At 65.1% G+C, this 24,058-nt stretch carries 24 protein-coding genes; 21 read left to right on the forward strand and 3 right to left on the reverse strand.

Annotation, left to right across the window (positions count from 1 at the left end; translation table 11 throughout):
* Nucleotides 1-269: 269 nt before the first annotated feature.
* From HAP47_RS15935 to HAP47_RS15985, 11 genes are all read left to right on the forward strand, one after another.
* Nucleotides 270-626: a DUF4189 domain-containing protein gene (locus HAP47_RS15935; protein ID WP_231168973.1), complete on the forward strand. Its 357-nt coding sequence runs from the start codon at nucleotides 270-272 to the stop codon at nucleotides 624-626.
* 33 nt (nucleotides 627-659) lie between these two features.
* Nucleotides 660-1,070 (forward strand): DUF2000 family protein, encoded by a 411-nt coding sequence (locus tag HAP47_RS15940; protein ID WP_173637425.1) that lies wholly within the window; start codon nucleotides 660-662, stop codon nucleotides 1,068-1,070.
* Nucleotides 1,071-1,348: 278 nt separating this feature from the next.
* Entirely contained in the window at nucleotides 1,349-2,062 is a 714-nt protein-coding gene (locus HAP47_RS15945; protein WP_173637424.1) for a TetR/AcrR family transcriptional regulator, read from the forward strand.
* Complete coding sequence (locus HAP47_RS15950; protein ID WP_173637423.1) at nucleotides 2,059-2,844, forward strand: HlyD family secretion protein; 786 nt, start codon at nucleotides 2,059-2,061, stop codon at nucleotides 2,842-2,844. The genes HAP47_RS15945 and HAP47_RS15950 overlap by 4 nt, the downstream gene beginning before the upstream one ends.
* Nucleotides 2,841-3,800 carry an ABC transporter ATP-binding protein gene (locus tag HAP47_RS15955; RefSeq protein WP_173637422.1) on the forward strand — a complete coding sequence of 320 codons (960 nt, stop codon included), beginning with the start codon at nucleotides 2,841-2,843 and terminating at the stop codon, nucleotides 3,798-3,800. Before HAP47_RS15950 ends, HAP47_RS15955 begins: the two co-directional genes overlap by 4 nt.
* Before the next feature lie 6 nt (nucleotides 3,801-3,806).
* On the forward strand, nucleotides 3,807-4,970 hold the full coding sequence (locus HAP47_RS15960; RefSeq protein WP_173637421.1) for an ABC transporter permease: 1,164 nt from the start codon (nucleotides 3,807-3,809) through the stop codon (nucleotides 4,968-4,970).
* 112 nt (nucleotides 4,971-5,082) lie between these two features.
* A complete protein-coding gene (locus HAP47_RS15965) occupies nucleotides 5,083-6,396 on the forward strand; it encodes an adenylate/guanylate cyclase domain-containing protein (protein ID WP_173637420.1) in 1,314 nt (437 codons plus the stop codon).
* A 72-nt stretch (nucleotides 6,397-6,468) separates the two neighbouring features.
* Nucleotides 6,469-7,197 carry a GntR family transcriptional regulator gene (locus HAP47_RS15970; RefSeq protein ID WP_173637419.1) on the forward strand — a complete coding sequence of 243 codons (729 nt, stop codon included), beginning with the start codon at nucleotides 6,469-6,471 and terminating at the stop codon, nucleotides 7,195-7,197.
* Between the two features lie 45 nt (nucleotides 7,198-7,242).
* Nucleotides 7,243-8,487, forward strand: coding sequence for an MFS transporter (locus HAP47_RS15975; protein WP_173637418.1), 1,245 nt, complete (start codon nucleotides 7,243-7,245; stop codon nucleotides 8,485-8,487).
* A gap of 15 nt (nucleotides 8,488-8,502) precedes the next feature.
* Nucleotides 8,503-9,414 (forward strand): amidohydrolase family protein, encoded by a 912-nt coding sequence (locus HAP47_RS15980; RefSeq protein ID WP_210285211.1) that lies wholly within the window; start codon nucleotides 8,503-8,505, stop codon nucleotides 9,412-9,414.
* Nucleotides 9,415-9,504: 90 nt separating this feature from the next.
* Nucleotides 9,505-10,422 (forward strand): PhzF family phenazine biosynthesis protein, encoded by a 918-nt coding sequence (locus tag HAP47_RS15985; protein WP_173637417.1) that lies wholly within the window; start codon nucleotides 9,505-9,507, stop codon nucleotides 10,420-10,422.
* 235 nt (nucleotides 10,423-10,657) lie between these two features.
* On the opposite strand, the gene HAP47_RS15990 is transcribed toward HAP47_RS15985, so the two are convergent.
* Together HAP47_RS15990 and HAP47_RS15995 are read right to left on the reverse strand one after the other, a co-directional pair.
* Entirely contained in the window at nucleotides 10,658-11,119 is a 462-nt protein-coding gene (locus tag HAP47_RS15990) for a DUF488 domain-containing protein (protein WP_173637416.1), read from the reverse strand.
* Nucleotides 11,120-11,129: 10 nt separating this feature from the next.
* Nucleotides 11,130-11,957: a DUF72 domain-containing protein gene (locus HAP47_RS15995; protein ID WP_173637415.1), complete on the reverse strand. Its 828-nt coding sequence runs from the start codon at nucleotides 11,955-11,957 to the stop codon at nucleotides 11,130-11,132.
* A gap of 141 nt (nucleotides 11,958-12,098) precedes the next feature.
* On the opposite strand from HAP47_RS15995, the gene HAP47_RS16000 reads away from it, so the two are divergent.
* The 7 genes from HAP47_RS16000 to HAP47_RS16030 all read left to right on the forward strand — a co-directional run bounded on the left by HAP47_RS16000 (nucleotide 12,099) and on the right by HAP47_RS16030 (nucleotide 19,152).
* On the forward strand, nucleotides 12,099-12,470 hold the full coding sequence (locus HAP47_RS16000) for a hypothetical protein (RefSeq protein ID WP_173637414.1): 372 nt from the start codon (nucleotides 12,099-12,101) through the stop codon (nucleotides 12,468-12,470).
* A gap of 67 nt (nucleotides 12,471-12,537) precedes the next feature.
* Nucleotides 12,538-12,747, forward strand: a complete 210-nt coding sequence (locus HAP47_RS16005; RefSeq protein WP_173637413.1) for a hypothetical protein — start codon at nucleotides 12,538-12,540, stop codon at nucleotides 12,745-12,747.
* Between the two features lie 287 nt (nucleotides 12,748-13,034).
* Nucleotides 13,035-14,168, forward strand: a complete 1,134-nt coding sequence (locus tag HAP47_RS16010; RefSeq protein ID WP_173637412.1) for a glycosyltransferase — start codon at nucleotides 13,035-13,037, stop codon at nucleotides 14,166-14,168.
* A gap of 7 nt (nucleotides 14,169-14,175) precedes the next feature.
* The gene (locus HAP47_RS16015) at nucleotides 14,176-15,678 is read left to right on the forward strand and encodes a glycosyltransferase family 39 protein (protein WP_173637411.1); all 1,503 of its coding nucleotides are present in this window, start codon (nucleotides 14,176-14,178) and stop codon (nucleotides 15,676-15,678) included.
* 78 nt (nucleotides 15,679-15,756) lie between these two features.
* Nucleotides 15,757-16,452 (forward strand): DUF899 family protein, encoded by a 696-nt coding sequence (locus HAP47_RS16020; RefSeq protein WP_173637410.1) that lies wholly within the window; start codon nucleotides 15,757-15,759, stop codon nucleotides 16,450-16,452.
* A 424-nt stretch (nucleotides 16,453-16,876) separates the two neighbouring features.
* Nucleotides 16,877-18,004 carry a DUF2778 domain-containing protein gene (locus HAP47_RS16025; RefSeq protein WP_231168900.1) on the forward strand — a complete coding sequence of 376 codons (1,128 nt, stop codon included), beginning with the start codon at nucleotides 16,877-16,879 and terminating at the stop codon, nucleotides 18,002-18,004.
* 191 nt (nucleotides 18,005-18,195) lie between these two features.
* Complete coding sequence (locus tag HAP47_RS16030; protein ID WP_173637409.1) at nucleotides 18,196-19,152, forward strand: GAF domain-containing protein; 957 nt, start codon at nucleotides 18,196-18,198, stop codon at nucleotides 19,150-19,152.
* A 6-nt stretch (nucleotides 19,153-19,158) separates the two neighbouring features.
* Here the strand turns inward: HAP47_RS16030 and HAP47_RS16035 are convergent.
* Nucleotides 19,159-20,107 (reverse strand): IS630 family transposase gene (locus HAP47_RS16035; protein WP_173637148.1). Its coding sequence is split into 2 segments (ribosomal slippage): nucleotides 19,159-19,770 and nucleotides 19,772-20,107, totalling 948 coding nucleotides; the frame shifts between segments, so codons are not numbered across the junction.
* A 281-nt stretch (nucleotides 20,108-20,388) separates the two neighbouring features.
* On the opposite strand from HAP47_RS16035, the gene adh reads away from it, so the two are divergent.
* The 3 genes from adh (at nucleotide 20,389) to HAP47_RS16050 (ending at nucleotide 24,047) form a co-directional block, all read left to right on the forward strand.
* Nucleotides 20,389-21,906 (forward strand): aldehyde dehydrogenase, encoded by a 1,518-nt coding sequence (adh, locus tag HAP47_RS16040; protein WP_173637408.1) that lies wholly within the window; start codon nucleotides 20,389-20,391, stop codon nucleotides 21,904-21,906.
* Between the two features lie 84 nt (nucleotides 21,907-21,990).
* Nucleotides 21,991-22,341 (forward strand): DUF779 domain-containing protein, encoded by a 351-nt coding sequence (locus tag HAP47_RS16045; RefSeq protein ID WP_173637407.1) that lies wholly within the window; start codon nucleotides 21,991-21,993, stop codon nucleotides 22,339-22,341.
* Nucleotides 22,342-22,550: 209 nt separating this feature from the next.
* The gene (locus HAP47_RS16050; protein ID WP_173637406.1) at nucleotides 22,551-24,047 is read left to right on the forward strand and encodes an AMP nucleosidase; all 1,497 of its coding nucleotides are present in this window, start codon (nucleotides 22,551-22,553) and stop codon (nucleotides 24,045-24,047) included.
* Nucleotides 24,048-24,058: the final 11 nt, after the last annotated feature.

Below are 24,058 nucleotides of genomic sequence, written 5' to 3' on the forward strand. Positions count from 1 at the left end.
CTCCTGCTCTTTCGATAGACCGTAACCCCTCACCCGATTTGCTGCGCAAATCGACCTCTCCCAAGGGAGAGGTGAACTCTCGACGCCGTTCCAGCTCAACCTAATCTCATCGCGCTTTAGGCCGGGACGACGTCGGATAGAACTCGTCTCAACCCGTCATTCACCATCTGGAAACGACCCCTGCGTACAGTCCGCGCCGGACTTTGGGGGATTTCCGCTTGATCATTTCGACCGCCGCCGCGCAGCGTCGCGTGCTGACGATTCTCGCTCTGACGTTGCTGCTCGGTGCCACGCGTTTCTCCGTGGAAAACTTCGTCCCCAAGGCTCGCGCGGCCGGCGCGTTCGCGGTCGGCAAATGCGGGGCGTATGGCCAGGCCTACGACTATCCGGCGGAGGGTGCGGCACGCGTCGCGGCGCTGAAGCAGTGCAAGGGCGATTGCACCACCGTCACCATGAAGCGCGCCTGTGCCGCGCTTGCGATCGACATGAAGAATCCTTGCGGCGCGCATGGCTATGCGGTGGCACCGAAGATCTCGAGCTCGCTCAATGCCGCGACCAAGAAGTGCTACGACTATGGCGGCAAGGAATGCGTGATCCGCGCCTGGGCCTGCGACGCCAAGGGGTAGCCCGGCGCGGCATACTGCGGCTAAGCTCCCGCCATGCAGTTCGACACCAAGATCGCGGTCGTGATCCGCACCGACCTGGAAGTCTGGCAGAAACTCAACGTGGCGTCGTTTCTCGTCGGTGGCATCGCCGCTTCGTTCCCCGAATGCATCGGCGAGAATTATGAGGACGGATCGGGGACCAGATATCTCCCCCTGATCGGCCAGCCGATTCTGATCTACGGCGCCGACCGCGCGCAGCTATCCCGGGCACTGGAGCGTGCGTTGGCGCGCGACGTGCGGCCGGCGCTCTACACCGAGGACATGTTCAGGACCACGCATGACGCCGCCAATCGCGAGGCGGTGAGGGCGGTGGCACGTAGCGATCTCAACCTGGTCGGCCTCGCCATCCGCGCCGAGCGGAAGGTGGTCGACAAGATCCTCGATGGATTGAAGTTTCACACGTAGCTCCCAGCGCAAGCAAGCGCCTGGGCGCGTGAGCGGAGCAGGGCTTCAGCGCGTGTCCCTTCCGTCGTCATTCCCCGATGCGCAATTGCGCATCTGGGGCGACGCGTAGCGTCGAGCCCGAAATCCATTCCACCAGGCGGCATGATCCCGAAATGTGGCGCGGCGTTTTGATCGCGCTCAAGGCGGCCAACAGCAACCTTTCGTAAGCAAGCGAGTTCTCCCTTAATCGCATTGACAATGACTGACTGGTCAGTCATATTCTGGCCATGACCGAGCGCATGAACACATCGACCCGTACCCCACCTGCAAAACGCCGGACCGCGAGCCGGGCCGCCTCGGCGAGGATCCCCAAGGTGACTTCGGCCAAGCTGCCTGAGGCGAGGCCGCCTGCGAACCGCGCCGAGAAATCGGCGGAGCGGCGCGCTGCGATCGTCGAGGCGGCGATGGACGAGTTCATCGCGCGCGGCTTTGCCGCGACGCGGCTCGACGACATCGCCAAGCGGGCAGGCGTCGCCAAGGGCACCCTCTATCTCTACTTCAAGGACAAGGAATCGATGTTCGAGGAGCTGATCCGCACCGCGCTGGTGCCGCTGATCGGCCGCTTGACCGCGCTGCCGGCCATCACCGGCCCCGTGCGCGACGCGGTGGAGGGATTTGCCGAGACCTTCATGCGCGAGATCGTGGCGACCCGCCGCGGCGACATCATCCGCCTGATCGTCGCCGAAGGGCCGCGCTTCCCGACGATCGCCGACTTCTATTTCCGCGAGGTGGTGTCGAAGGGCCTGGCCGGCATGAAGGCGCTGATCCAAATCGCGATCACGCGCGGCGAGATCAAGCAGCGGCAGCTCGGGGATTTCCCGCAGCTGGTGGTCGCGCCCGCGATCGTCGCGGTGATCTGGCAGAGCCTGTTTGCCCGCCACGCGCCGCTCGATGGGCTCGCGATGTTCAAGGTTCATCTCGATCTGATCTTCGGCGAACGGAGCAAGACATGACCGCTTCGCGCATGATGAAGCTGATCACGATCGTCGCGCTGGCGACGGCGCTGGCCGGATGCAAGGAGAAGCGCGACCCCGGCTTCCAGGGCTGGGTCGAGGCCGATATGATTTTCGTCAGCCCGGATGAATCCGGCCGCGTCATCAAGCTCAACGTGCGCGAGGGCGACGAGGTCAAGCCCGGCGATCTGCTCTACTCGGTCGATGACGATCTGCAGCGCGCCGATCTCAACCAGAACAACGCAACCCTGGCGAACGCCCGGCAGAGCTATGACCGCGCGGCCTCGCTGCGCGGCACCGGCGCCGGCACCCAGGCCAACCTGGATGCCGCCGTCTCGGCGCTGCGCGTCGCGGAGGCGCGCGTCGTCACCTCGCAGACGCGGCTCGACCGCCGCAAGGGTTTTGCGCCGATCGCGGGCTCGATCCAGCAGATCTATTTCCGCCAGGGCGAGATGGTGCAGGCGCAGCGGCCGGTGCTGTCGATCATGCCGCCCGGCAACATGAAGCTGCGCTTCTTCGTGCCGGAGACCGAGCTGCCGAAGCTTGCGCTCGGCGACGAGGTGAGGGTGACCTGCGACAATTGCGCTGATGATCTCACCGCCAAGATTTATTTCATCGCCACCACGGCGGAGTACACGCCGCCCGTCATCTACAGCCTCGATGAGCGCAACAAGCTGGTCTATTTGATCCAGGCGCGGCCGAGCCGGCCCGACGTGCTGCGCGTGGGCCAGCCGATCAGCATCTATCTCAACCCCAAGACGCCGGTGGCGGACCGCAGATGAACGGCGGCCCCACCAGCGCGCGGTCCAACGCATCGTCCATCGCGATCGATGTGAAGGGCCTGACCAAATCGTTCAACGGACGAGAGGTGGTCCACGACCTGTCGATGCAGGTCAAGCGCGGCGAGATCTATGGATTCCTCGGTCCAAACGGCAGCGGCAAGACCACGACCATCCGCATCCTGTGCGGCCTGTTGACGCCCGACAGCGGCGAGGGCACCTGCCTCGGCTACGACATCCGGCGCGACGCCGACAAGATCAAGCGCAAGGTCGGCTACATGACGCAGCGCTTCAGCCTTTACCAGGATCTGTCCATACGGGAGAACCTGGAATTCGTGGCGCGGCTCTACGGGATGCCCGATGCGCGCGGCGCCGCGCGCGACATGATCGCGCGCATCGGCCTCAAGGGGCGCGAGGAGCAGCTCGCCGGCGAATTGTCGGGCGGCTGGAAGCAGCGACTGGCGCTCGGCGCCTGCACGCTGCCCAATCCGCAATTGCTGCTGCTCGACGAACCCACCGCCGGCGTCGATCCCAAGGCGCGGCGCGATTTCTGGAACGAAATCCACGCGCTCGCGGCCGAGGGCCTCACCGTGCTGGTCTCGACCCACTACATGGACGAGGCCGAACGCTGTCATGAGATCGCCTATATCGCCTACGGTCATCTGCTGGCCCACGGCACGGTGGATGAGGTGATCGCGAAGTCCGCGCTGTCGACCTGGACGGTCACGGGCGAGGATTTCAACGGGCTGATGGCCGAGCTCACCGGCAAGCCCGGCGTCGACATGGTGGCGCCGTTCGGCACCAGCCTGCACGTCTCCGGCCGCGACAAGGCGGCGCTCGAGGCTGCCATCGCGCCGTATCGAGACAATTCGAAATGGCGCTGGCAGCCGAGCGAGCCATCGCTCGAAGACGTCTTCATCGATCTGATGGGGCGCTCCAAAGACAATTTTCAGGGATAGGTTCCGATGAGCGCGACGGATACGATCCGGAAGGATGAGGAGAGGGAGCCGGCATTCGGTTTCTGGCGGCGCAGCTACGCGATGCTGGTCAAAGAATTCATCCAGCTTCGCCGCGACCGCGTGTCGTTCGCCATGATTATCATCATTCCCGTGATGCAGCTGCTGTTGTTCGGTTTCGCGATCAACACCACGCCGCGTCATCTGCCGACCGCCGTGCTGCTGCAGGAGGATTCCGATCTCGGACGCTCGATCCTGAAGGCGATGGAGAATACCGCCTATTTCCATTTCACGCGCGAGGTGCATACCGTCGAGCAGCTCGACGAGCTGCTGCAATCCGGGAAGGTGCTGTTCGGCGTCGAGATCCCGCGCGGCTTCGAGCGCGCGGTGCGGCGCGGCGACAGACCGGCGCTGCTGGTCGCGGCCGACGCCACCGATCCGGTCGCTGCAGGCTCGGCGCTCGGCGCGCTCGGGCCGCTGGTGCAGTCGGCGCTGGCGCACGACCTGCATATCGGCGATCCGCCCGAAATGCCGTTCGAGATCCGCGCCCATGCCCGCTACAACCCGGCGGCGGAATCCCGCCTCAACATCGTGCCGGGCCTGGTCGGGACCATTCTCACCATGACCATGCTGATCTTCACCGCGCTGTCGGTGACGCGCGAGATCGAGCGCGGCACGATGGAAAGCCTGCTGTCGATGCCGATCAAGCCGGTCGAGGTGATGTTCGGCAAGATCATCCCGTATGTGATGGTGGGTTTCATCCAGGCCGGGCTGATCATCGGCATCGGCGTGTTGCTGTTCGGCGTACCGGTGCTCGGCAGCCTGACATTGCTGGGGCTGCTGACCACGCTGTTCATCACCACCAATCTGTCGATCGGCTATACTTTCTCGACCATCGTGCAGAATCAGCTGCAGGCCATGCAGCTCTCGATGATGTTCTTCCTCCCGAGCATCCTGCTGTCCGGCTTCATGTTTCCGTTCGCGGGGATGCCGGTCTGGGCGCAATATATCGGCGAGGTCCTGCCGCTGACCCATTTTATCCGCATCGTCCGTGCCATCATGCTGAAGGGCGCGGCGATGCCGAACCTGCAATATGACACGATTGCGCTCGCCGCCCTGATGCTGTTCGCCATGACAGTCGCCGTGACGCGCTTCCGCCGTACGCTCGATTGAGGCTAGGATGGATGCCGTCAATGATCGTCACTCCGGGGCGGCGCGCAGCACCGAACGCGGAATGACGAGATTTCGGGCTCGCTTCGCGCCCCGGAACGACGGGAGCAGGGGAATGGCCGGATTCCGGGACGAAGCGAAGACGGGACAGGACACCACCGTATCCGCGGACTTCCATCACGCCCTGATGCAGGAGGTGATGACCACCGAGCTGCTGCGCATCAAGGTGCTGATCGGCATCGCCGTGGTATTTTCGGTGATCAGTTCGGTGATCTACTTCACGGCTCCCGATGCGCTGGTGCGGGTGTGGCATGGCAATTTCAAGCCGTCCTATCTCTACTCCATCATTGTGCCGTTCATCCTGTTCGAATTGTGGGTGCATAGCGCGATCATCAGGCACCGGAAGCAGGGCCGCGACCTGCCGATTATCAGGCGCTATATCGGCGCCCTGATCGAGACGTCGATGCCGACGGTTGCGCTCGGCCTGCATATCGACAGCATGGGCCCGGTCGCCGCGCTCGGCTGGGTCGCACCGCTGGTCTATTTCATCTTCATCATCGCCTCGACCTTGCGGCTGGATTTCTGGCTGTCGACCTTCACCGGCTTTGTCGCGGCCTCCGAGCTGTTCTGGATGGCGATGTATTATCGTCCTGACGGGACGCTCGATCCCGCGCCGGATTTCTTCTATCACTGCGCGCGCAGTGTGGTGGTCCTGGTGTCGGGCGTGCTCGCGGGCACCGTCGGCCTGCAGCTGCGGCGCCAGTTCGCGGCCAGCATCGCCGCCGCCACCGCGCGCGACCGCATCACCAATCTGTTCGGCCAGCACGTCTCGCCGCAGGTGGTCGAACGCCTGATGGCGGAGGAGGCCTCTACCGCGAGCGACATCCGCCGGGTCGCCGTGATGTTCGTCGATTTCCGCAGCTTTACCGCGGGCGCGCGCTCACGCTCGCCGCAGGAGGTGGTCGATCGGCTCGACGGCGCCTTTGCGGTGCTGGTCGATATTCTCGATCGCCATGGCGGCATCGTGAACAAGTTTCTCGGCGATGGCTTTCTCGCGCTGTTCGGCGCGCCGTTCGAGGCCGGCGACGCCGCGCATCAGGCGGTCGCCGCCGCGCGCGAAATGCTTGCCGCCAACGAGCGCACCAATGCGGCCTCGAGCTGGCCGCTGCGCATCGGGATCGGCATCCATATCGGCGAGGTCGTCGCCGGCAATATCGGCTCGCCGCGGCGCAAGGAATACACCGTGATCGGCGACACCGTGAATTTTGCCGCCCGGCTCGAGGCGCTCAACAAAGAGCTCGGCTCGCAGTTCCTGATCTCCTCTGCCGTGCGCGAGGCGCTCGGCGATGCGTGCCCGGACGCCGTCTCGCGCGGCGAGATCCCGGTGCGGGGTTACGAACATCCGGTGCCGGTCTGGCAATTGGGGTAGGCCGCAGCCATCCAGATTTGAGGTAATAAGGTAGCGATTGACGCGGCATCATATGCTCATATAGATGACTAGATGAATTCAACCCTGGACGACCGCCTCCCGCGCTACCAGCGTCTCCGCGACGACCTCGCGGCGCGCATCAATCGCAATGAATGGCGTCCAGGGGACCTGATCCCCTCCGAGCCCGAGCTCGGCGCGCATTACTGCGTCGCGATCGGCACCGTGCGCAAGGCGATCGACCAGCTCGTCGGCGACGGGGTGCTGGAGCGCCAGCAGGGCCGCGGCACCTTCGTGCGCCGCGCGCGATTCAATTCCTCGCTGTTCCGCTTCTTCCGCTTCCAGTCGGAGAGCGGCGAGCGCCGCGTGCCGCAAAGCCGTATCCTGCGGCGCAAGGCGATGCCGGCGACCTCGGCGGTGGCCTCGGCGCTTCGAATCGGCGTCGGCGAGCCCGTCATCAGCCTGTCGCGCCTGCGGCTGATCGACGACGTGCCGCTGCTCGCCGAGGAGATCTGGCTCGAGAGGTCGCGCTTCGAGGCGCTGCTCGCGCTCGCGACCTCCGAGTTCGGCGACTTGCTGTATCCGCTCTATGAGGACCGCTGCGGTCAGGTCGTGGTGTCCGCCGATGAAATCCTCACCGTCGAGATCGCGACTGAGATGCAATCGCGCCTGCTGCGATTGGAGGCCAGCGCGCCGCTGATCGTGATCGAGCGCCTGGCCTTCGATCTGGAGCGGCGGCCGATCGAATGGCGCCGCTCGCGTGGGCCGGCGGACCGCTTCCGCTACCACGCCGAGATCAGGTAGCGCGGCGTCAAAACAGAACAACAGACAAGATCACGGGGGGGAATGATGGCAAATTGGTACAGCGAATGCTCGCCGCTCGAGCGACGCACCTTCTGGGCAAGTTTTGGCGGCTGGGGACTCGACGCGCTCGACGTCCAGATGTTCAGCCTCGCCATTCCGGCGCTGATCACAGCCTTCGGGATCAGCAAGGCCGATGCGGGGCTGCTCGGCTCGGTCACGCTGTTCTTCGGCGCGTTCGGCGGCTGGCTCGGCGGCGCGCTCGGTGATCGCTTCGGGCGCGTGAAGGCGCTGCAGATCACGGTCGCGACCTTTGCGCTGGCGACCTTCGCCTCGGCCTTCGCGATGAACTACAGCCAGCTCGTGGTCCTGAAGGCCATTCAGGGCGTCGGCTTCGGCGCCGAATGGGCCTGCGGCGCGGTGCTGATGGCGGAGATCATTCGTCCCGAGCATCGCGGCAAGGCGCTCGGCGCGGTGCAGAGCGCCTGGGCGGTCGGCTGGGGCGCGGCGGTGCTGCTCTCGGCCCTGGTCTTCACCTATGCGCCCGCCGATATCGCCTGGCGCATCCTGTTCGCCGTCGGCCTGATCCCGGCGCTGCTGATCCTGTATATCCGCCGCGGACTGAAGGAGCCGCCGCGCGCCGCGCCGCGCGAGGGCGAGCCGCCGTTCTTCGCCACGCTCGCCGGAATCTTTCACCGCGACGTGCTGCGCGCGACCTTGATCGGCGGCCTGTTCGGCATCGGCGCCCATGGCGGCTATGCAGCGCTGACGACATTCCTGCCGACCTATCTGCGCGAGGTGCGGCATCTCTCGGTGCTCGGCTCCAGCGCCTATCTCGCCGTGATCATCGTCGCCTTCTTCTGCGGCTGCGTGGTGTCGGGGATCATCAGCGACCGAATCGGGCGGCGCGCCAACGTGACGCTGTTCGCCGCCGCCTGTGTCGTGACAGTGCTGGTCTACATCTTCGCGCCGCTCTCCAATTCGCAGATGCTGGTGCTCGGATTCCCGCTGGGCTTCTTCTCGGCGGGCATTCCCGCCAGCATGGCGGCGCTGTTCAGCGAGCTCTATCCGGCGGGCGTGCGCGGCACCGGCGTCGGCTTCTGCTACAATTTCGGCCGCATCGTCTCCGCGGCGTTTCCCTTCCTGGTCGGCTACCTCAGCGATCACATCGGCCTCGGTGCTGCGATCGGGATCGACGCGGCGTTCGCCTATTCGCTGGTGCTGGTCGCGGTGCTGATGCTGCCGGAAACCCGCGGCAAGGTTTTCGAGCAGGCCGTCGCCACGCGCGCGTGATGATGAGGAATGATCATGACATCGTACGAACTTGGGTACGAACGTGGGTTGACGCGGCGCCGGTTTGCCGCGGGGATGGTTGCCGCGCTGTCGGCGGGCGGATTGGCGAGCAAAGTGAGGGCTGAGGTGCCGAAACTCGCGATCGATACCCACGCCCACGTCTTCCATCGCGGGCTGAAGCTTGCGCCCGGCCGACGCTACGCGCCCGACTACGACGCGCCGCTCACGCTCTATCTGCAGCAGCTCGACCAGAACGGCATCACCAATGGCGTGTTGGTGCAGCCGAGCTTTCTCGACACCGACAATTCCTATCTGGTCGAATGCCTGAAGGCGACCAATGGCCGCCTGCGCGGCATCGCCGTGGTCGACGTTGCCGTTGCCGCCGAGGAGCTTCGCACGCTCGATCGCGCCGGGGTAGCGGGCATCCGTCTCAATCTGGTCGGCCAGAAGCTGCCTGATCTTTCGTCGCCGGAGTGGACGGCGCTGCTGGCGCAGATCAGAACGCTCGACTGGCAGGTCGAGATCCAGCGCAACGCCAGCGATCTCGCGACGCTCGCGCCAACGCTGCTCGACCAGGGCGTGAAAGTCGTGCTCGATCATTTCGCCTTGCCCGATCCAAAGCTCGGCATCGACGATCCCGGATTCCAGTCGGTCCTCAAGCTTGGCGCGACGCGAAATGTCTGGGTCAAGATCTCGGCACCCTATCGCAACGGCGCGGCCGGCGAGGCATTCGCGAAGCAGGCCTATCCGTTGCTGCGCACGGCGTTCGGCGTCGATCGACTGCTGTGGGGCAGCGACTGGCCGCACACCCAATTCGAGACAACGCAGAGCTACGCCAAGAACCGCAAATTCCTCGACGAGCTCGTCACCGATGCCGATGAGCGTGCCCGCGTGCTCGCATCGCCGCGCGAGCTGTTTCGCTTTTAGCTCGCGCGATTGTACCGAGTGCTCTGAAGGGTGTCGTTGCTGCTGTGCTACGATGACGCCATCGGAATGACCGGCACAAGGACACGCAAGATGCAGCGCCGCTATATCACTGTCGACGTTTTCACCGACCGCGCCTTCGGCGGCAACCCGCTCGCCGTGGTGCTCGACGCCGAAGGGTTGTCGACCGGGCAGATGCAGGCGATCGCGACCGAGTTCAACTATTCCGAGACGACCTTCGTGCTGCCGCCGCAGGACAAGGCCAACGACGCCCAGGTTCGCATCTTCACGCCGGTCAGAGAACTGCCGTTTGCCGGGCATCCCAATGTCGGCACAGCCTTCGTGCTGGCGCAGCTGGCGAAGGAGCCGAAGCCGCGTCTGATCTTCGAGGAGAAGGCGGGATTGGTCCCGGTCGATATCGCGCGAGAGGGTGGCAGGGTCGTTGCCACTGAACTGACCGCCCCGCAGCCGCTGTCGCGCCTGTCGCAGTTCTCCGCCGGCGAGGTCGCGAGCCTGATCTCGCTCACGGCAGACGACGTCAGGACGGATCGCCAGGCACCGCAGGTGGTCGGGGTGGGAACGCCGTTCCTGGTCTTCGAGGTCGCATCGCGCGATGCGGTCCGGCGGGCCAAGCCGGATGCGGCGGCGTTCGCGCGCTTCTTCCCGCGTGACGGAGCATTCTCCGCGTATTTCTACACGCGCGACGTCCCCGTCGCGGAGGCGCCTTGCGATCTGCAGGCACGGATGTTCTTTCCGGGATCAAGCGGCCTGATCGAGGACCCGGCCACCGGCAGCGCCACGGTCGCCGCGGCCGCGCTGCTTGCCGCGCTCGATGCGTTGCGCGACGGCGACCTGAAGCTGACGGTCGGCCAGGGTTTTGACATGGGCCGGCCGAGCCTGCTGCTGACCCGCGTGCGCAAGCAGAATGGCGCAATCATATCCGCGCATGTCGGCGGGGCCTGTGTGCAGATGATGGAGGGGACGTTGCGCATCGCGGGGAACGAAGGCTAAAGCGGGATGAGTTTTGGTTGAATCGGTCTGGCGCGGTCTCGGTTCACCTCTCCCCGTTGGGGAGAGGTCGGATTGCGCCTGGCGATGCGAAGCATCGTCCAGTGCAATCCGGGTGAGGGCTCTTGCTCTCTCGATTGACCGTAACCCCTCACCCGATTTGCTGCGCAAATCGACCTCTCCCAAGGGAGAGGTGAACTTTCGACGCCGTTCCAGCTCAACCTGATCTCATCAGGCCTTAGACCTGCGGCGCTGCGAGGTTCTCGATCTTGACGCCGTCGCGCTCCTCGATGATCTCGGCGATCCAGCGGCGGTGACAATGTTCGTGGTCGCGCTCGTAGCAGAGGATGCAGACCGGGCCCGACTTCTTCACCAGCGCCGACAGCTCGTCGAGCTCCTCCTTGGCCTGCACCGTCTTGAGGTGCGCCGAGTAGATCTTGTGCAGCAGCGCATATTGCCCGCTGCGCGCCGCCTCCCGTCCGCTCTTCGGCGTACCGAGGCCGCGGAGGTGGACGTAGCCGATGCCGCGCTCGTCGAGGCCCGCGGCGAGCTGGCTCTTGGAGAAGCCGGGGCGGCGCGAGGAGGCGACCGCGCGGACGTCGACCAGCAGCTTGACGCCGGCGTGCTGGAGCTCATCGAGCACGGCCTTGGACGGCGTCTGCTCGTAGCCGATGGTGAACAGCCTCGATGCCTTCGCCATCGGCTCTCCCTCACTTCACCCGTTCGATCAGCTCCATCGCGCCCGCTGGCGCGCGGATCTTGCCCTCGTGGATCACGTAGGCGAACACGTCGCGCGGCGTCTTCTTCGGCACGGATTTGTCGACCCGCGGCAGGTCGTCCGGCTCGCCGCCGCCGGCCCAGTCCCGGAACCGCTTGGCCCAGGCGTCGAGCTGCTTCGGCGGATAGCAGGTCTTCAATTCGTCATTGCCCTTCTGCAGCCGGGCATAGACGAAGTCGCTGGCGATATCGGCGATCGCCGGGTATTTGCCGTGCTCGGCGAACACCACGGGTACCTCGAATTGCCGCAGCAGCGCGATGAATTCCGGCACGCAAAAGCTGTCGTGACGCACTTCGACGACATGACGCAGCGCGCGGCCGTCGAGCTTGCGCGGCAACAGCTCGAGGAATTTGCCGAAATCGGCGCCGTCGAATTTCTTGGTCGGCGCAAACTGCCAGAGCACCGGGCCGAGCCGGTCCTTCAGCTCAAGCACGCCCGAATCATAGAACCGCTTCACCGAATCGCCGGCCTCGGCGAGCACGCGGCGGTTGGTGGCAAAGCGCGGCCCCTTCAGCGAGAAGATGAAGCCGTCGGGCACTTCGTTCGCCCATTTGCGAAAGCTCTCCGGCTTCTGCGATCCGTAATAGGTGCCGTTGATCTCGATCGAGGTCAGCTTGGAGGCGGCGTAGGACAGCTCTTTCGCCTGTGTGAGCTTCTCGGGATAGAACACCCCGCGCCACGGCTCGAAGGTCCAGCCGCCGATACCGATATAGATTTTGCCTGCGTCTGTCTTGGTCGCCTTGGTGGGAGCTTTGGCCACGACTGCACTCATCGCGAGGAGGGGGAACAGGGATCGAACGTAGTCAAAATAATCGTGATTGGCCAGTTTGCCAGATTGGCGCGGCGGTGCTTATCGTCGCTCTCGCTCTTCGCTACGATGCGCCAAAATGGAGAACAACAGATGCGCATGCTGGTTGCGGCCGCCCTCTTGATCACGTCCTCCGCTGCGATATCCTCCGCTGCGATGGCCGACGAGGTCGACGATGCGCACAAGCTCGCGATCACCGGCCGCGACGCCTACTGGAATTGTCTCGCCCGCGAATATCCCCGCGACAGCAACAAGGCGATGTCCGACCAGGAGTTCACCTCGCTGATCGCCAATGTCTGTCCCTCGGAACGGCAGAATTTCCGGGTATCGCTGATCGACTTCCTGTCGCTGCAGTTTCCGAAGCAGGATGCCGACGCCAATCTGGCGACGGCCAACCGCGCGATCGAGCTGGCGCAGAAGGACATCGTGACCGCCTTCACCCGGCGCAGGGCCGCGGCGAAATAGGTTCCCGAATCCTGTTGCGGCCGGCCGATTTTTGATATCAATCCGCGCAGGCGAGGGGATGATCGGCATGAGATCGCAATCGACGGCAGGCTTTTTGGGCGCAGTGGTCGCAGCCATCGCGCTGGCGGCGGCGTTCATCTACGGGCCGTCGCCGAGCCAGCTCCGCAATCCGACCCAGCCCGCAGCAGCGCAGCCGCAGGCGGCTCCGGCCACTGAGGCCGCACCGGCGGCCCCGGTGCCACGTGGCCCGGTGATCCGGGAAGTCCCCAACAACTAGCGCCAAGACCCTTCGCGGACCGCCCTTCGGGACCGCCCTTTGCCGACCGCCCCTTGCGGACCGCCTGGGGCCTTCCTATCTAGCTTGCAACGGCGACGTTGCAGCTTAAGGGCTCCGGCGCCGGGACGACCACGACATTGTTTGGCTGCGCCGGATGTACGCGCGCCTCTTGTTCGTGGTCGTTGGCATTTTCGGGGGTATTTTGCCCCGTTTTCCCGCCTCCCGAGACCGCGTTTGGGCCAGCCCGCCTTGGCAGCGGCGGAGGCTGCGGCTATACGCTGGCGCTCATGAATGACGCCATCAAGCTAGCCCCCGAAACCGCCTCGCAGGCAGCAAGTTTGCCGCAGCTTTCGGTGGTCGTCCCGACCTTCAATGAGCGCGACAATGTCACGGTATTATACCGCCGGCTCGACGCGACCCTGAAGGACGTGTCCTGGGAGGTCATCTTCGTCGATGACAATTCGCCCGACGGGACCTGGGACGTGGTGCGCGCGCTGGCGCGGAAGGATTCCCGCGTACGCTGCATCCGCCGGATCGGCCGGCGCGGCCTGTCCGGCGCCTGTATCGAGGGTATCCTGGCGTCGAGCGCGCCCTATGCCGCGGTCATGGACGCGGACCTCCAGCATGACGAGACCCAGCTCCCGAAGATGGTCGCGCTGCTGCAGAGCGGCGAGGCCGAGCTCGTAGTCGGCAGCCGCTATATCGAGGGCTACAAGACCGAAGGCTTCAACAAGCAGCGCGCCGGCGCCAGCGCCCTTGCTACCGAGATCGCGCGCCGCTCGCTGAAGGTCGAGATCGCCGATCCCATGAGCGGCTTCTTCATGATCCGCCGCGACCGTTTCGAGCAGCTCGCGCCGCAGCTGTCGACCCAAGGCTTCAAGATCCTGCTCGATGTCGTGGCGACGGCGGAGGGCAAGCTGCGCGCGGTCGAAATTCCCTACACATTCGGTTCCCGCCAGCATGGCGAGAGCAAGCTGGACTCGATGGTCGCGCTCGACTTCCTTGGCCTGGTGCTGGCGAAGCTGACCAACGATCTTATCTCGCTGCGCTTCATTCTGTTCGCAGCCGTCGGCGGGCTCGGCTTGCTGGTGCATCTCAGTGTGCTGTTCATCGCGCTGGAATTGTTCAAGGCGCCGTTCCCGGAGGCCCAGGCCACCGGCGCGATCGTCGCCATGACCAGCAACTTCATCCTCAACAATTTCCTGACCTATCGCGACCAGCGGCTGAAGGGCTTCGGCATCCTGCGCGGCCTGCTGCTGTTCTATCTGGTCTGCAGCGTCGGCCTGCTCGCCAATGTCGGCGTCGCGTTCTCGGTCTACGACCAGGAGCCGATCTGGTGGCTTGCGGGCGCGGCCGGCGCGCTGATGGGCGTGGTGTGGAACTACGCGATGTCCGGGCTGTTCGTCTGGCGCAAGCGATGACGGTGGCATGAACGCGAACGAGGCGCGGCTGGCCCGGAACACCGCTCTTGCGGTGTGCGCGCTGCTCGTGCTGCGGCTGGCCGCCGCCGCATGGACGCCGCTGACCTTCGACGAAGCCTATTACTGGATGTGGTCGAAGGCGCTTGCCGGCGGCTATTACGACCATCCGCCGATGGTGGCGGTCGTGATCCGGATCGGCACCATGATCGCGGGCGACACGGCGTTCGGCGTGCGGCTGGCGTCGATCCTGCTTGCGTTGCCGATGAGCTGGGCGATCTACCGGGCAGCCGAGATCCTGTTCGGCGGCCGGCGCATCGCCGCGAGCGCAACCATCCTGCTCAATGTCACGCTGATGGCCGCCGTCGGCACGCTGATCGTGACGCCGGATGCGCCGCTGCTGGTTGCCGCGAGCTTCCTGCTGTATTCGCTCGCAAAGGTGCTGGAGAGCAGCCGCGGCGCCTGGTGGCTTGCGGTCGGCGTCAGCGCAGGCCTGGCGTTGCTGTCGAAATACACGGCGCTGTTCTTTGGACCCGCGATCCTGATCTGGCTTGCGATGGTGCCGAAGCTGCGGCGCTGGTATCTCTCGCCTTGGCTCTATCTCGGTGGCCTTGTTGCGGCCGGCCTGTTTGCGCCGGTCATCCTCTGGAATGCCGATCACCACTGGGTGTCGTTCATCAAGCAGATGGGCCGCGCCCGGATCGAGGACTTCCGCCCGAATTACATCGCCGAGCTGATCCCGACGCAGTTTGCGTTCGCGACGCCCTTGGTCTTCATCCTCGGTGTGATGGGCCTCTACGCGCTCTCCCGGCGCCGCGCCGGCGCGATGCCCGCGCGCGTGCTGGTCAATACGATGTTCTGGACCATCGTGGTCTACTTCACCTGGCACGCGCTGCATGCGCGGGTCGAGGCCAACTGGTTCGCGCCGGTCTATCCGGCCTTTGCGGTGGCGGCCGCGGTCGCGGCGATCCAGGTGCAGTGGGCGCCACGCGAGCAGCGCACGATCGATTTCTGCCGCCGCTGGGCCGCGCCCACTGGCGTCGTGCTGTTCGCTCTGCTGATCGTGCAGGCCAATACCGGCATGCTCTCGGGCTACCGCCGCGACGCTACCGTGCGCAGCGTCGGCGTCGGCTGGCAGGAGCTCGCCAATGAGATCGAGGCGGTGCGCGCGCGCTCCGGCGCGAGCTGCGTGCTGTCGCCGGACTACGGCACCACCGGCTGGCTTGCCTTCTATCTTCCCAAGGGCACCTGCGTCGCCCAGCAGGGCCAGCGCATTCGCTGGGTCAACATGCCCGAGCCGAGCCCGGCGCAGCTGGCCGGCAAGCTGCTGTATGTGCATGAGGTCGAGCAGGCGATGCCTGCTTCGGTGCGCGACAATTTCGCCCATGTCGAAACCGTCGCCGAGGTCAAGCGCATGCGCGGGCCGCTGGTGATCGAGACTTACGCGCTCGATCTGCTGGACGGCGCAAAGGGCGACGTCTTCGACCGGTCGCCGCCGCCGGAACTGCAGTAAAACTGTCACTGGCGCATGTCGGATCGTCCGGGTCCGGCTCGTCTTCCAGGGACCCGTCAACCCCGCGAGGTTCCAACCATGACCAGTTCCGTCCTCAAGCCCGCAGCCGAACTCGCCAGCACCAACGCCAGGCGCTTTCCCAATGAGAGCGCCGAATATCGTCGGGCGCGCCAGGCGCTGCTCGTCGAGGAGATCGAGCTGCGCCGGCACATCGCGCGCGTCGCCGAGCTGCGCCGCGCCCTGCCGCCGGGCGGCGAGGTGACCGGGGCCTATGAGTTCACGGGAGAGTCCGGCCCGGCCTCGCTCGCCGATCTCTTCGGCAGCAAGCAGACGCTCATCATCTACAGCTACATGTTCGGCCCGCAGCGCGAGAAGCCGTGCCCGATGTGCACATCGTTCATGGGCACATGGGAGCAGAAGCTGCCCGACATCGAGCAGCGCGTGTCGTTCGTGTTCGTGGCGCGCTCGCCGATCGCGCGGCTGATCGAGGCGAAGAAGGCGCGCGGCTGGACGCGTCACAAGGTCTATTCGGATGCGTCGGGCGATTACACGCGCGACTATGTCAGCAAGGATGACCGCGACGTGCCCGGCTACAATGTCTTCACGCGCCAGAGCGGCGTGATCCGGCATTTCTGGGCGGGCGAGATGGGAGCCGGCACGGTCGACCCCGGCCAGGACCCGCGCGGCGCGCCGGACATGGATCCGCTCTGGACCCTGCTCGACACCACGCGCGAGGGGCGCGGCGCGGACTGGTATCCGAAGCTCAGCTATTGAGAGATGGATTTTGCTCGATCCCCGCGCGATTACGGGGCCATCGGCAAGGAAATTCTCCCTAGGATTTATCTCGCATGCGGCGGCGGTGCCGCGTGCCGGAATGTCCCATCATGGGACAAAAAAGCCGCTTTGGCGGTCCAATGTGATCTTAAAAAAGCCCTACGCCACAGGCACTTCCCGCGCCGCAGGGGATCGCACGCGGTTAAGTCGCATTTAACTAAAAGTCGCCTTAATGGCCGTCTGTGCCCCCGCGCGACGTTGAGCCGAACATCGTTCGACGATGCGTCGAGTGAGGGACAAAGGTGGACCTGTTTTGAGCGCCGGGCGTATGGGTACGAGTGCGAGTGCGTATGTTCTTGGGGCGCCAAGCCGCAAGAAATCCTCCCGAAAAATCCTCCCACAGCATTTCCTCGGCAGTGCCGCGGTGGCGGGGCTGGTGCTTGGCTGCGCCTGGACCGTCTATGCCAACATCTTTGCGGCGAGCGTCTATCCGTCAGTCGGCAATGCGTCGTTTGACGCGCCGGTGGCGAAACGGCCCGTCGCCGTTGCCGCGCGGCCCGCACCTGCGTTCAACGAGGTGTTCGCGTCCCTGACGCCGGCGCCGGCCGCGCCCGCCAAGACCGAGGTCGCGAAGTCGGAAGCCCCGACACCGTCGCTTATGTTTAACGATCGGTTTGCGGCCGCCGCGCCCGAGGGCGTCGCGTCCAGCGTCGTGGCTGACGCCGCACTGCAGATCGACCCGATCAAGCAGGCCGCTGAATCCAAGGTTGCCGTTGCGGCGAGGGCGGTGGCGACGGCAGAACTCGCCGAGACATCGAAGCCTTTGCCGGCGCCGAAATCGGTCGAGACCGCCAAGAAGCAAGCCGCCGCCAATCTGAAGGTGGCGCTCAACGATCCCTCCGCGACGGTTGAACCCAAGGGAACTGCGAAGGCGCCCGAGGCCAAGCAGGCGACCAAATCCGGTGGCGTCCGTGACATGGCCGCGCGCGCCAAGGCCGCAGTGCTGTCGATCGCATCGAACGAGCGGCAGACCATGGTCGAGAAGCTGTGGGGCAAGCGCGAGCCGAGCGGCGGGCTGCTCTCCTTCGCCTCCGCCGATGCCAATGTCACCGGCAGCATCCCCTCGACGCTGGACCAGAACCCGATGCTCGGCGGCTCGCCGCCCTATGACCGCCAGACCGCGGTCTACGACATCTCGGCCAAGACCGTGTATTTGCCCGACGGCACGCGCCTCGAGGCGCATTCCGGCCTCGGCTCCAGGCTCGACGATCCCAGGTCCTCGCATATGAAGATGGTCGGCGTGACGCCGCCGCACATCTACGAACTCAAGCCGCGCGAGGCGCTGTTCCACGGCGTGCCGGCGCTGCGGCTCAATCCGATCGGCGGCGAGGGCAAGATCTTCAACCGCGACGGCCTGCTCGCGCACACCTTCATGCTCGGCCCGAACGGCGACTCCAACGGTTGCGTCTCGTTCAAGGACTATTACGCGTTCCTCGATGCCTACCGTAACAAGGGCATCCGCCGCCTCGCGGTCTTGGCGAGGATTCAGTAAGCGCCGTCCATCTGGGGGCGCTGCCCCCACGGCGTGAACGAGCGATGCAGCCCCCGTACCTGTCCGAAGGTCGCAGTCCCATCCCTTGAAAGGCCGCCGGGGGCGCTATATCCTGCGAAATACAAGGATGCCAGGGCCAACAGCGCCGCGCTTGCGAGGGTCACAGAACCCGCGGAGCAGGGGAGGGAAGCATGAGCCGGTCGCCAGGCGTCATGCACACGGACAAGGTTCTCGACGTGCTGGCCGGAGGCGGGGCGCCATCCGACCTGTCGGCGTCGTGGCGTCGTTCCGGCCATCTGCATGCGCTCGATCCGGCGAGCCGCCTGCCGTCCCATCGTCTCGGCCAGGCTGAAATCGCCGCTGCACAGCAGCGCCTCGGTGAATTCCTGAAGGTCGCACAGCGCACGCTCGACCGGCTGTTCCTTGCCGTGGGCGGGGTCGGCTGCTCGGTGCTGCTGGCGGACCGCGACGGCGTCGTCGTCGACCGGCGCGGCGCGGGCGCCGATGACGCGACGTTCGACGCCTGGGGGCTCTGGACCGGTGCGGTCTGGAGCGAGAAGTACGAGGGGACCAACGGCATCGGCACCAGCATCGTCGAGAAGCGTCCGCTGTCGATCGACCGCGAGCAGCACTTCTTCACGCGCAATTCCGGACTGTTCTGCACCACCGCGCCGATCTTCGACGAGCATGGCGAGCTTGCCGCGGCGCTCGATGTGTCGTCCTGCCGGGCGGACCTGACCGACGGATTTTCCCGGCTGATCGCGACCACGGTGACGGACGCCGCGCGCGTGATCGAAGCCGAGAATTTTCGCCGGGCGTTTCCCGATGCACGAATCCTCCTGACCCCGCGAAGCGGGCGCGCCGTCAACTCGCTGCTCGCGGTCGATCGCGACGATCTTGTGATCGGTGCAACGCGCGCCGCGCGCCGGGCGCTTGGCCTCAACGCGGCGTCGCTGGCGCGGCCATTGCCGGCGGCCGATCTGATCGGCGAGACGCGCGACGATGGCGGCCTGGCTGCTGCGGAACGCGCAGCGTTGCAGCGCGCGCTGGCGCGCGCCGGCGGCAACGTGTCGAAGGCCGCCAAGGATCTCGACATGTCCCGCGCCACATTGCACCGCAAGCTCAAGCAGCTCGGCTTGCATCGCTAGAGCGTTTCACATTTTGACTGAAGCATAACCGGCGTTTGCGAAGTAGTTTGCGCATTCGCGAGGCTGGATGTCCTGAACGAGGTGACCGATGTGGCGCCAAGTGTCTTCGACGGTGCGCCTCTGAGCCTGCCGCATCCAGTGTTTGATCTTGGAGAAGGCCTGTTCGATCGGGTTGAGGTCGGGCGAGTATGGCGGCAGGTACCAGAGCCTGGCGCCAGCAGCCTGGATCATTTGCCTGACAGCTTTCGACTTGTGGCTTCCGAGGTTGTCGAGAATGACGATGTCGCCTTCGCGCAGGGTTGGCAGGAGAAGGTGCTTCACATAAGCGCAGAAGCATTCGCCGTTGATCGGGCCGTCGAAGACGCAGGGTGCCGTGAGTTGGTCATGGCGGAGCGCGCCGAGGAATGTGAGGGTACGCCAGTGACCGTGCGGGGCGAAGCCGCGCAGGCGTGCGCCCTTGGGGCCCCAGCCCCGCAAAGGGGCCATGTTGGTCTTGATCCAAGTCTCATCGATGAAGACGAGCCGGCCCGGATCAAGTCCGGCCTGCCAGGATCGCCAACGCTGGCGCCTACGAGAGACGTCGGCGCGCGCTTGTTCGAGGGCGAACAGTGTTTTTTTTGAACCGCAGCCCTTCCCGGCGCAGGAACAGCCAGACCGCGTTGTGTGAGACCTTGACCCCACGAGCTGCCAGTTCCGCCTTCAGACCATGCAGCGTCAGGTGCGGCGTCTGAATGATCCGCTCGACAATGAAGGCACGATGCGGATCAAGCAAGGGCTTGCGGTGACCGCCCATCTTGCCGGGCGCAACCGAGCCGGTCGCCCGCTGCCGCTGTGACCACTTCACAACCGACGAGACCGCAACACCAAACCGTTCCGCCACAGATCGGCAGCTCTCGCCCGCCAAAACCGACGCCACCACACGCTCGCGAAGATCCAGGGAAAGAGGTCGGGTCATGCGATGCTGGCCTCCAATCCAGTCAGCATCTTGAATCACAAACCGCCAAAAACCGGAATCCCCTCCGATTCAGTTAAGCAATGAAATGCTCTAGGGCATACCCGAGCGTGCAGAACCAGCGTCCGGAGCGCTGGCGCGCCTGTGCCAATTTGCGGCGCACTCTGTCTCAGATTTGCGACAGTTCTCCCGCGGCCCTTGGGGCGAGCCCCTGTTCTGTCCGTCTGATTTGACCGAGCGTTCCGGCCAACGCCGTGTGCATCGGCGTGCCAACGGAGGAACACATGAACAAGGTTGACATGCAGCCCGTGCTCAAGGCGCCGTTCGCCAAGCGCTACGGCAATTTCATCGGCGGCGAATGGCGCGAGCCCCGCTCCGGAAAGTATTTTGAGAACATCTCGCCGGTGACCGGCCTTCCGGTCTGCGAGATCCCGCGCTCCGACGCGTCGGATATCGAGGCGGCGCTCGATGCCGCGCATGCGGCCAAGGAGGCCTGGGGCAAGACCAGCGCCGCCGAGCGCTCGCTGATCCTCAACAGGATCGCCGACCGGATGGAGGCCAATCTCGAAAAGCTCGCCACCGCCGAGACCTGGGACAACGGCAAGCCGATCCGCGAGACGATGGCCGCCGACATGCCGCTGGCGATCGATCACTTCCGCTACTTCGCCAGCGCGATCCGCGGACAGGAAGGCTCGATCTCGGAGATCGACCACGACACGATCGCCTATCACTTCCACGAGCCGCTCGGCGTGGTCGGCCAGATCATTCCCTGGAACTTCCCGATCCTGATGGCGACCTGGAAGCTTGCGCCCGCGCTCGCCGCCGGCAACTGCGTGGTCATCAAGCCGGCCGAGCAGACGCCGGCCTCGATCCTGGTCTGGCTCGAGCTGATCGGCGATCTCCTGCCCAAGGGCGTGGTGAACGTCGTCAACGGCTTCGGCCTCGAGGCCGGAAAGCCGCTCGCCTCGTCGAACCGGATCGCCAAGATCGCCTTCACCGGCGAGACCACGACGGGCCGGCTGATCATGCAATACGCCTCGCAGAACCTGATCCCGGTGACGCTCGAACTCGGCGGCAAATCGCCCAACATCTTCTTCAAGGATGTCTGCGCCGAGGACGACGATTTCTTCGACAAGGCCGTCGAAGGCTTCGTGATGTTCGCGCTCAATCAGGGCGAGGTCTGCACCTGCCCGAGCCGGGCGCTGATCCACGAATCGATCTATGACCGCTTCATGGAGCGCGCACTCAAGCGCGTCGAAGCGATCACCCCGGGCAGTCCGCTCGATCCGACCACGATGATCGGCGCGCAGGCGTCCTCCGAGCAGCTCGAGAAAATCCTCTCCTACATCGACATCGGCAAGAAGGAAGGTGCCGAGGTGCTCGCCGGCGGCGGGCGCAACAATCTCGGCGGCGGGCTCTCGGGCGGCTACTATGTCAAGCCGACGGTGTTCAAGGGCCACAACAAGATGCGCATCTTCCAGGAGGAGATCTTCGGGCCCGTGGTGTCCGTGACCACCTTCAAGAACGACGAGGACGCGCTCTCGATCGCCAACGACACGCTCTACGGCCTCGGTGCCGGCATCTGGAGCCGCGACGTCAATCGCTGCTACCGATTCGGCCGGGCCATCCAGGCCGGCCGGGTCTGGACCAACTGCTACCACGCCTATCCGGCGCATGCGGCGTTCGGCGGCTACAAGCAGTCCGGCGTCGGCCGCGAGAACCACAAGATGATGCTCGACCATTACCAGCAGACCAAGAACATGCTGGTGAGCTACAGCCCGAAGAAGCTCGGCTTCTTCTGATATCCCGGTTGCCCCGCGTTCAGGGGACGAAGACGACAGGCTTCGGCGGGGCGTCCCGCCGGAGCCTCCATCACGGAGGCCGAGATGGCTGACAAGGTGACCGCGACGCCGGCTGCGCTGGCGCTGATTGCCGAGATCGTCGCCGATCATGGCCCGGTGCTGTTTCACCAGTCCGGCGGCTGTTGCGACGGTTCGTCGCCGATGTGCTATCCGCAAGGTGACTTCCTGATCGGCGATTATGACGTCAAGCTCGGCGAGATCGGCGGCGCGCCGTTCTATATCAGCAGCGCGCAATACGATGTCTGGAAGCACACCGATCTGATCATCGATGTCGTTCCCGGCCGCGGCGGCATGTTCTCGCTCGACAATGGGCGCGAACGCCGGTTCCTGACAAGGTCCGAAATCTGCACGTTGCCGCCGCACGAGCCGGAATAGGGCATGATCCGGAAAAGTGCGAAGCGGTTCTCCGAAAAGATCATGCTAAAACAAGAATCTAAAGCGCGATGACGCTTCAGCCTGATCTCATCGCGCTTTAGAACGGTCCGGCGCGATCGGCGTCGATCTGGAACTGAAGGCCATTGTCGCTATACTGCGCAGATCCAGGGCGAGTCCCAACTCGGCAACGGATCGGGTGCAAAGCGAACATGTCTCCCACGCCTCCCATCGAAACTCCGCCGCCGATCACGACCGAAGCGTTCGTCGACGCTAGCGCCGCCGTTGCCCGTCTCGAGGAGATCTACGAGCGCAACACCGGATTCCTGCGCAGTCGCTTCGAGGCCTATGTCAACGGGGTGCCGTGCACGACGCGGGTGCGGGCGCATTACCCGTTCGTGCGCATCACGACCTCCTCGCATGCCCGGCTCGATTCCCGTCTCGCCTACGGTTTTGTCGCGGGACCAGGCGTCCACGAGACCAGCATCACGCGGCCGGACATTTTCCGGACCTACCTCACCGAGCAGATCGGGCTCCTGATCAAGAACCATGGCGTGGTGGTCGAGATCGGCGAGTCCAACGAGGCGATTCCGATCCATTTCGCCTACCGGCGCGACATCAATATCGAGGCGGCGCTGACCATCGCCGACAGTTCGGCCTTCACAAGGTCGCTGCGTGACGTGTTCGACACGCCCGACCTTGCCGCGATGGACGATGCGATCGCCGACGGAACGTTTGAACTGACGCCGGGAACACCCGAGCCGCTGGCCCTGTTCCGTGCCGCGCGCGTCGATTACTCGCTGCGCCGGCTCTATCACTACACCGGCACCGATCCCGAGCACTTCCAGAATTTCGTGATCTTCACCAACTACCAGTTCTATGTCGACGCCTTCGCGCAATCGAGCCTGCAGCGTCTCGCCTCGGGTGAGGCAGGCCTCGAGGCGTTCGTCGCGCCCGGCAATGTGATCACGCGCAACGCGCTGACAGGCGGCGGCGTGAGCGGGACGGCCTCGGATCGCGTCCCGCAGATGCCGGCGTTTCATCTCGTCGAGCCCGGCTATCGCGGCATCACCCTGATCAATATCGGGATCGGTCCATCGAACGCGCGCAACATCACCGATCACGTCGCGGTGCTGCGGCCGCATGCCTGGCTGATGATCGGGCATTGCGCTGGCTTACGCAACACGCAGCGGCTCGGCGACTACGTGCTGGCCCATGGCTATGTCCGCGAGGACCACGTGCTGGATCAGGAGCTGCCGCTCTGGGTGCCGATCCCCGCGCTTGCAGAGATGCAGGTCGCGCTCGAGGAGGCGGTCGGCGAGGTGACCGGGCTCACCGGCTTCGAGCTCAAGCGGTTGATGCGCACCGGCACGGTCGCCAGCGTCGACAATCGCAATTGGGAAATCAGCGGGCCGCAGGTGATCCGGCGGATGTCGCAATCGCGCTCCATCGCGCTCGACATGGAATCGGCGACGATCGCCGCCAATGGCTATCGCTTCCGCGTGCCCTACGGCACGCTGCTGTGCGTCTCGGACAAGCCGCTGCATGGCGAGATCAAGCTGGCGGGCATGGCGAGCGAATTCTATCGCCAGCGCGTCGGCCAGCACCTTCAGATCGGCCTGAAGGCGCTGGAGCGGCTCAAGCAGCAGGAATCCGAACGGCTGCATTCGCGCAAGCTGCGCAGTTTTGCCGAGGTCGCGTTTCAGTAGCCGATCACGGT

The organism is Bradyrhizobium sp. 41S5 (assembly GCF_011516665.3).
In the GTDB taxonomy this organism is placed as follows: domain Bacteria; phylum Pseudomonadota; class Alphaproteobacteria; order Rhizobiales; family Xanthobacteraceae; genus Bradyrhizobium; species Bradyrhizobium quebecense.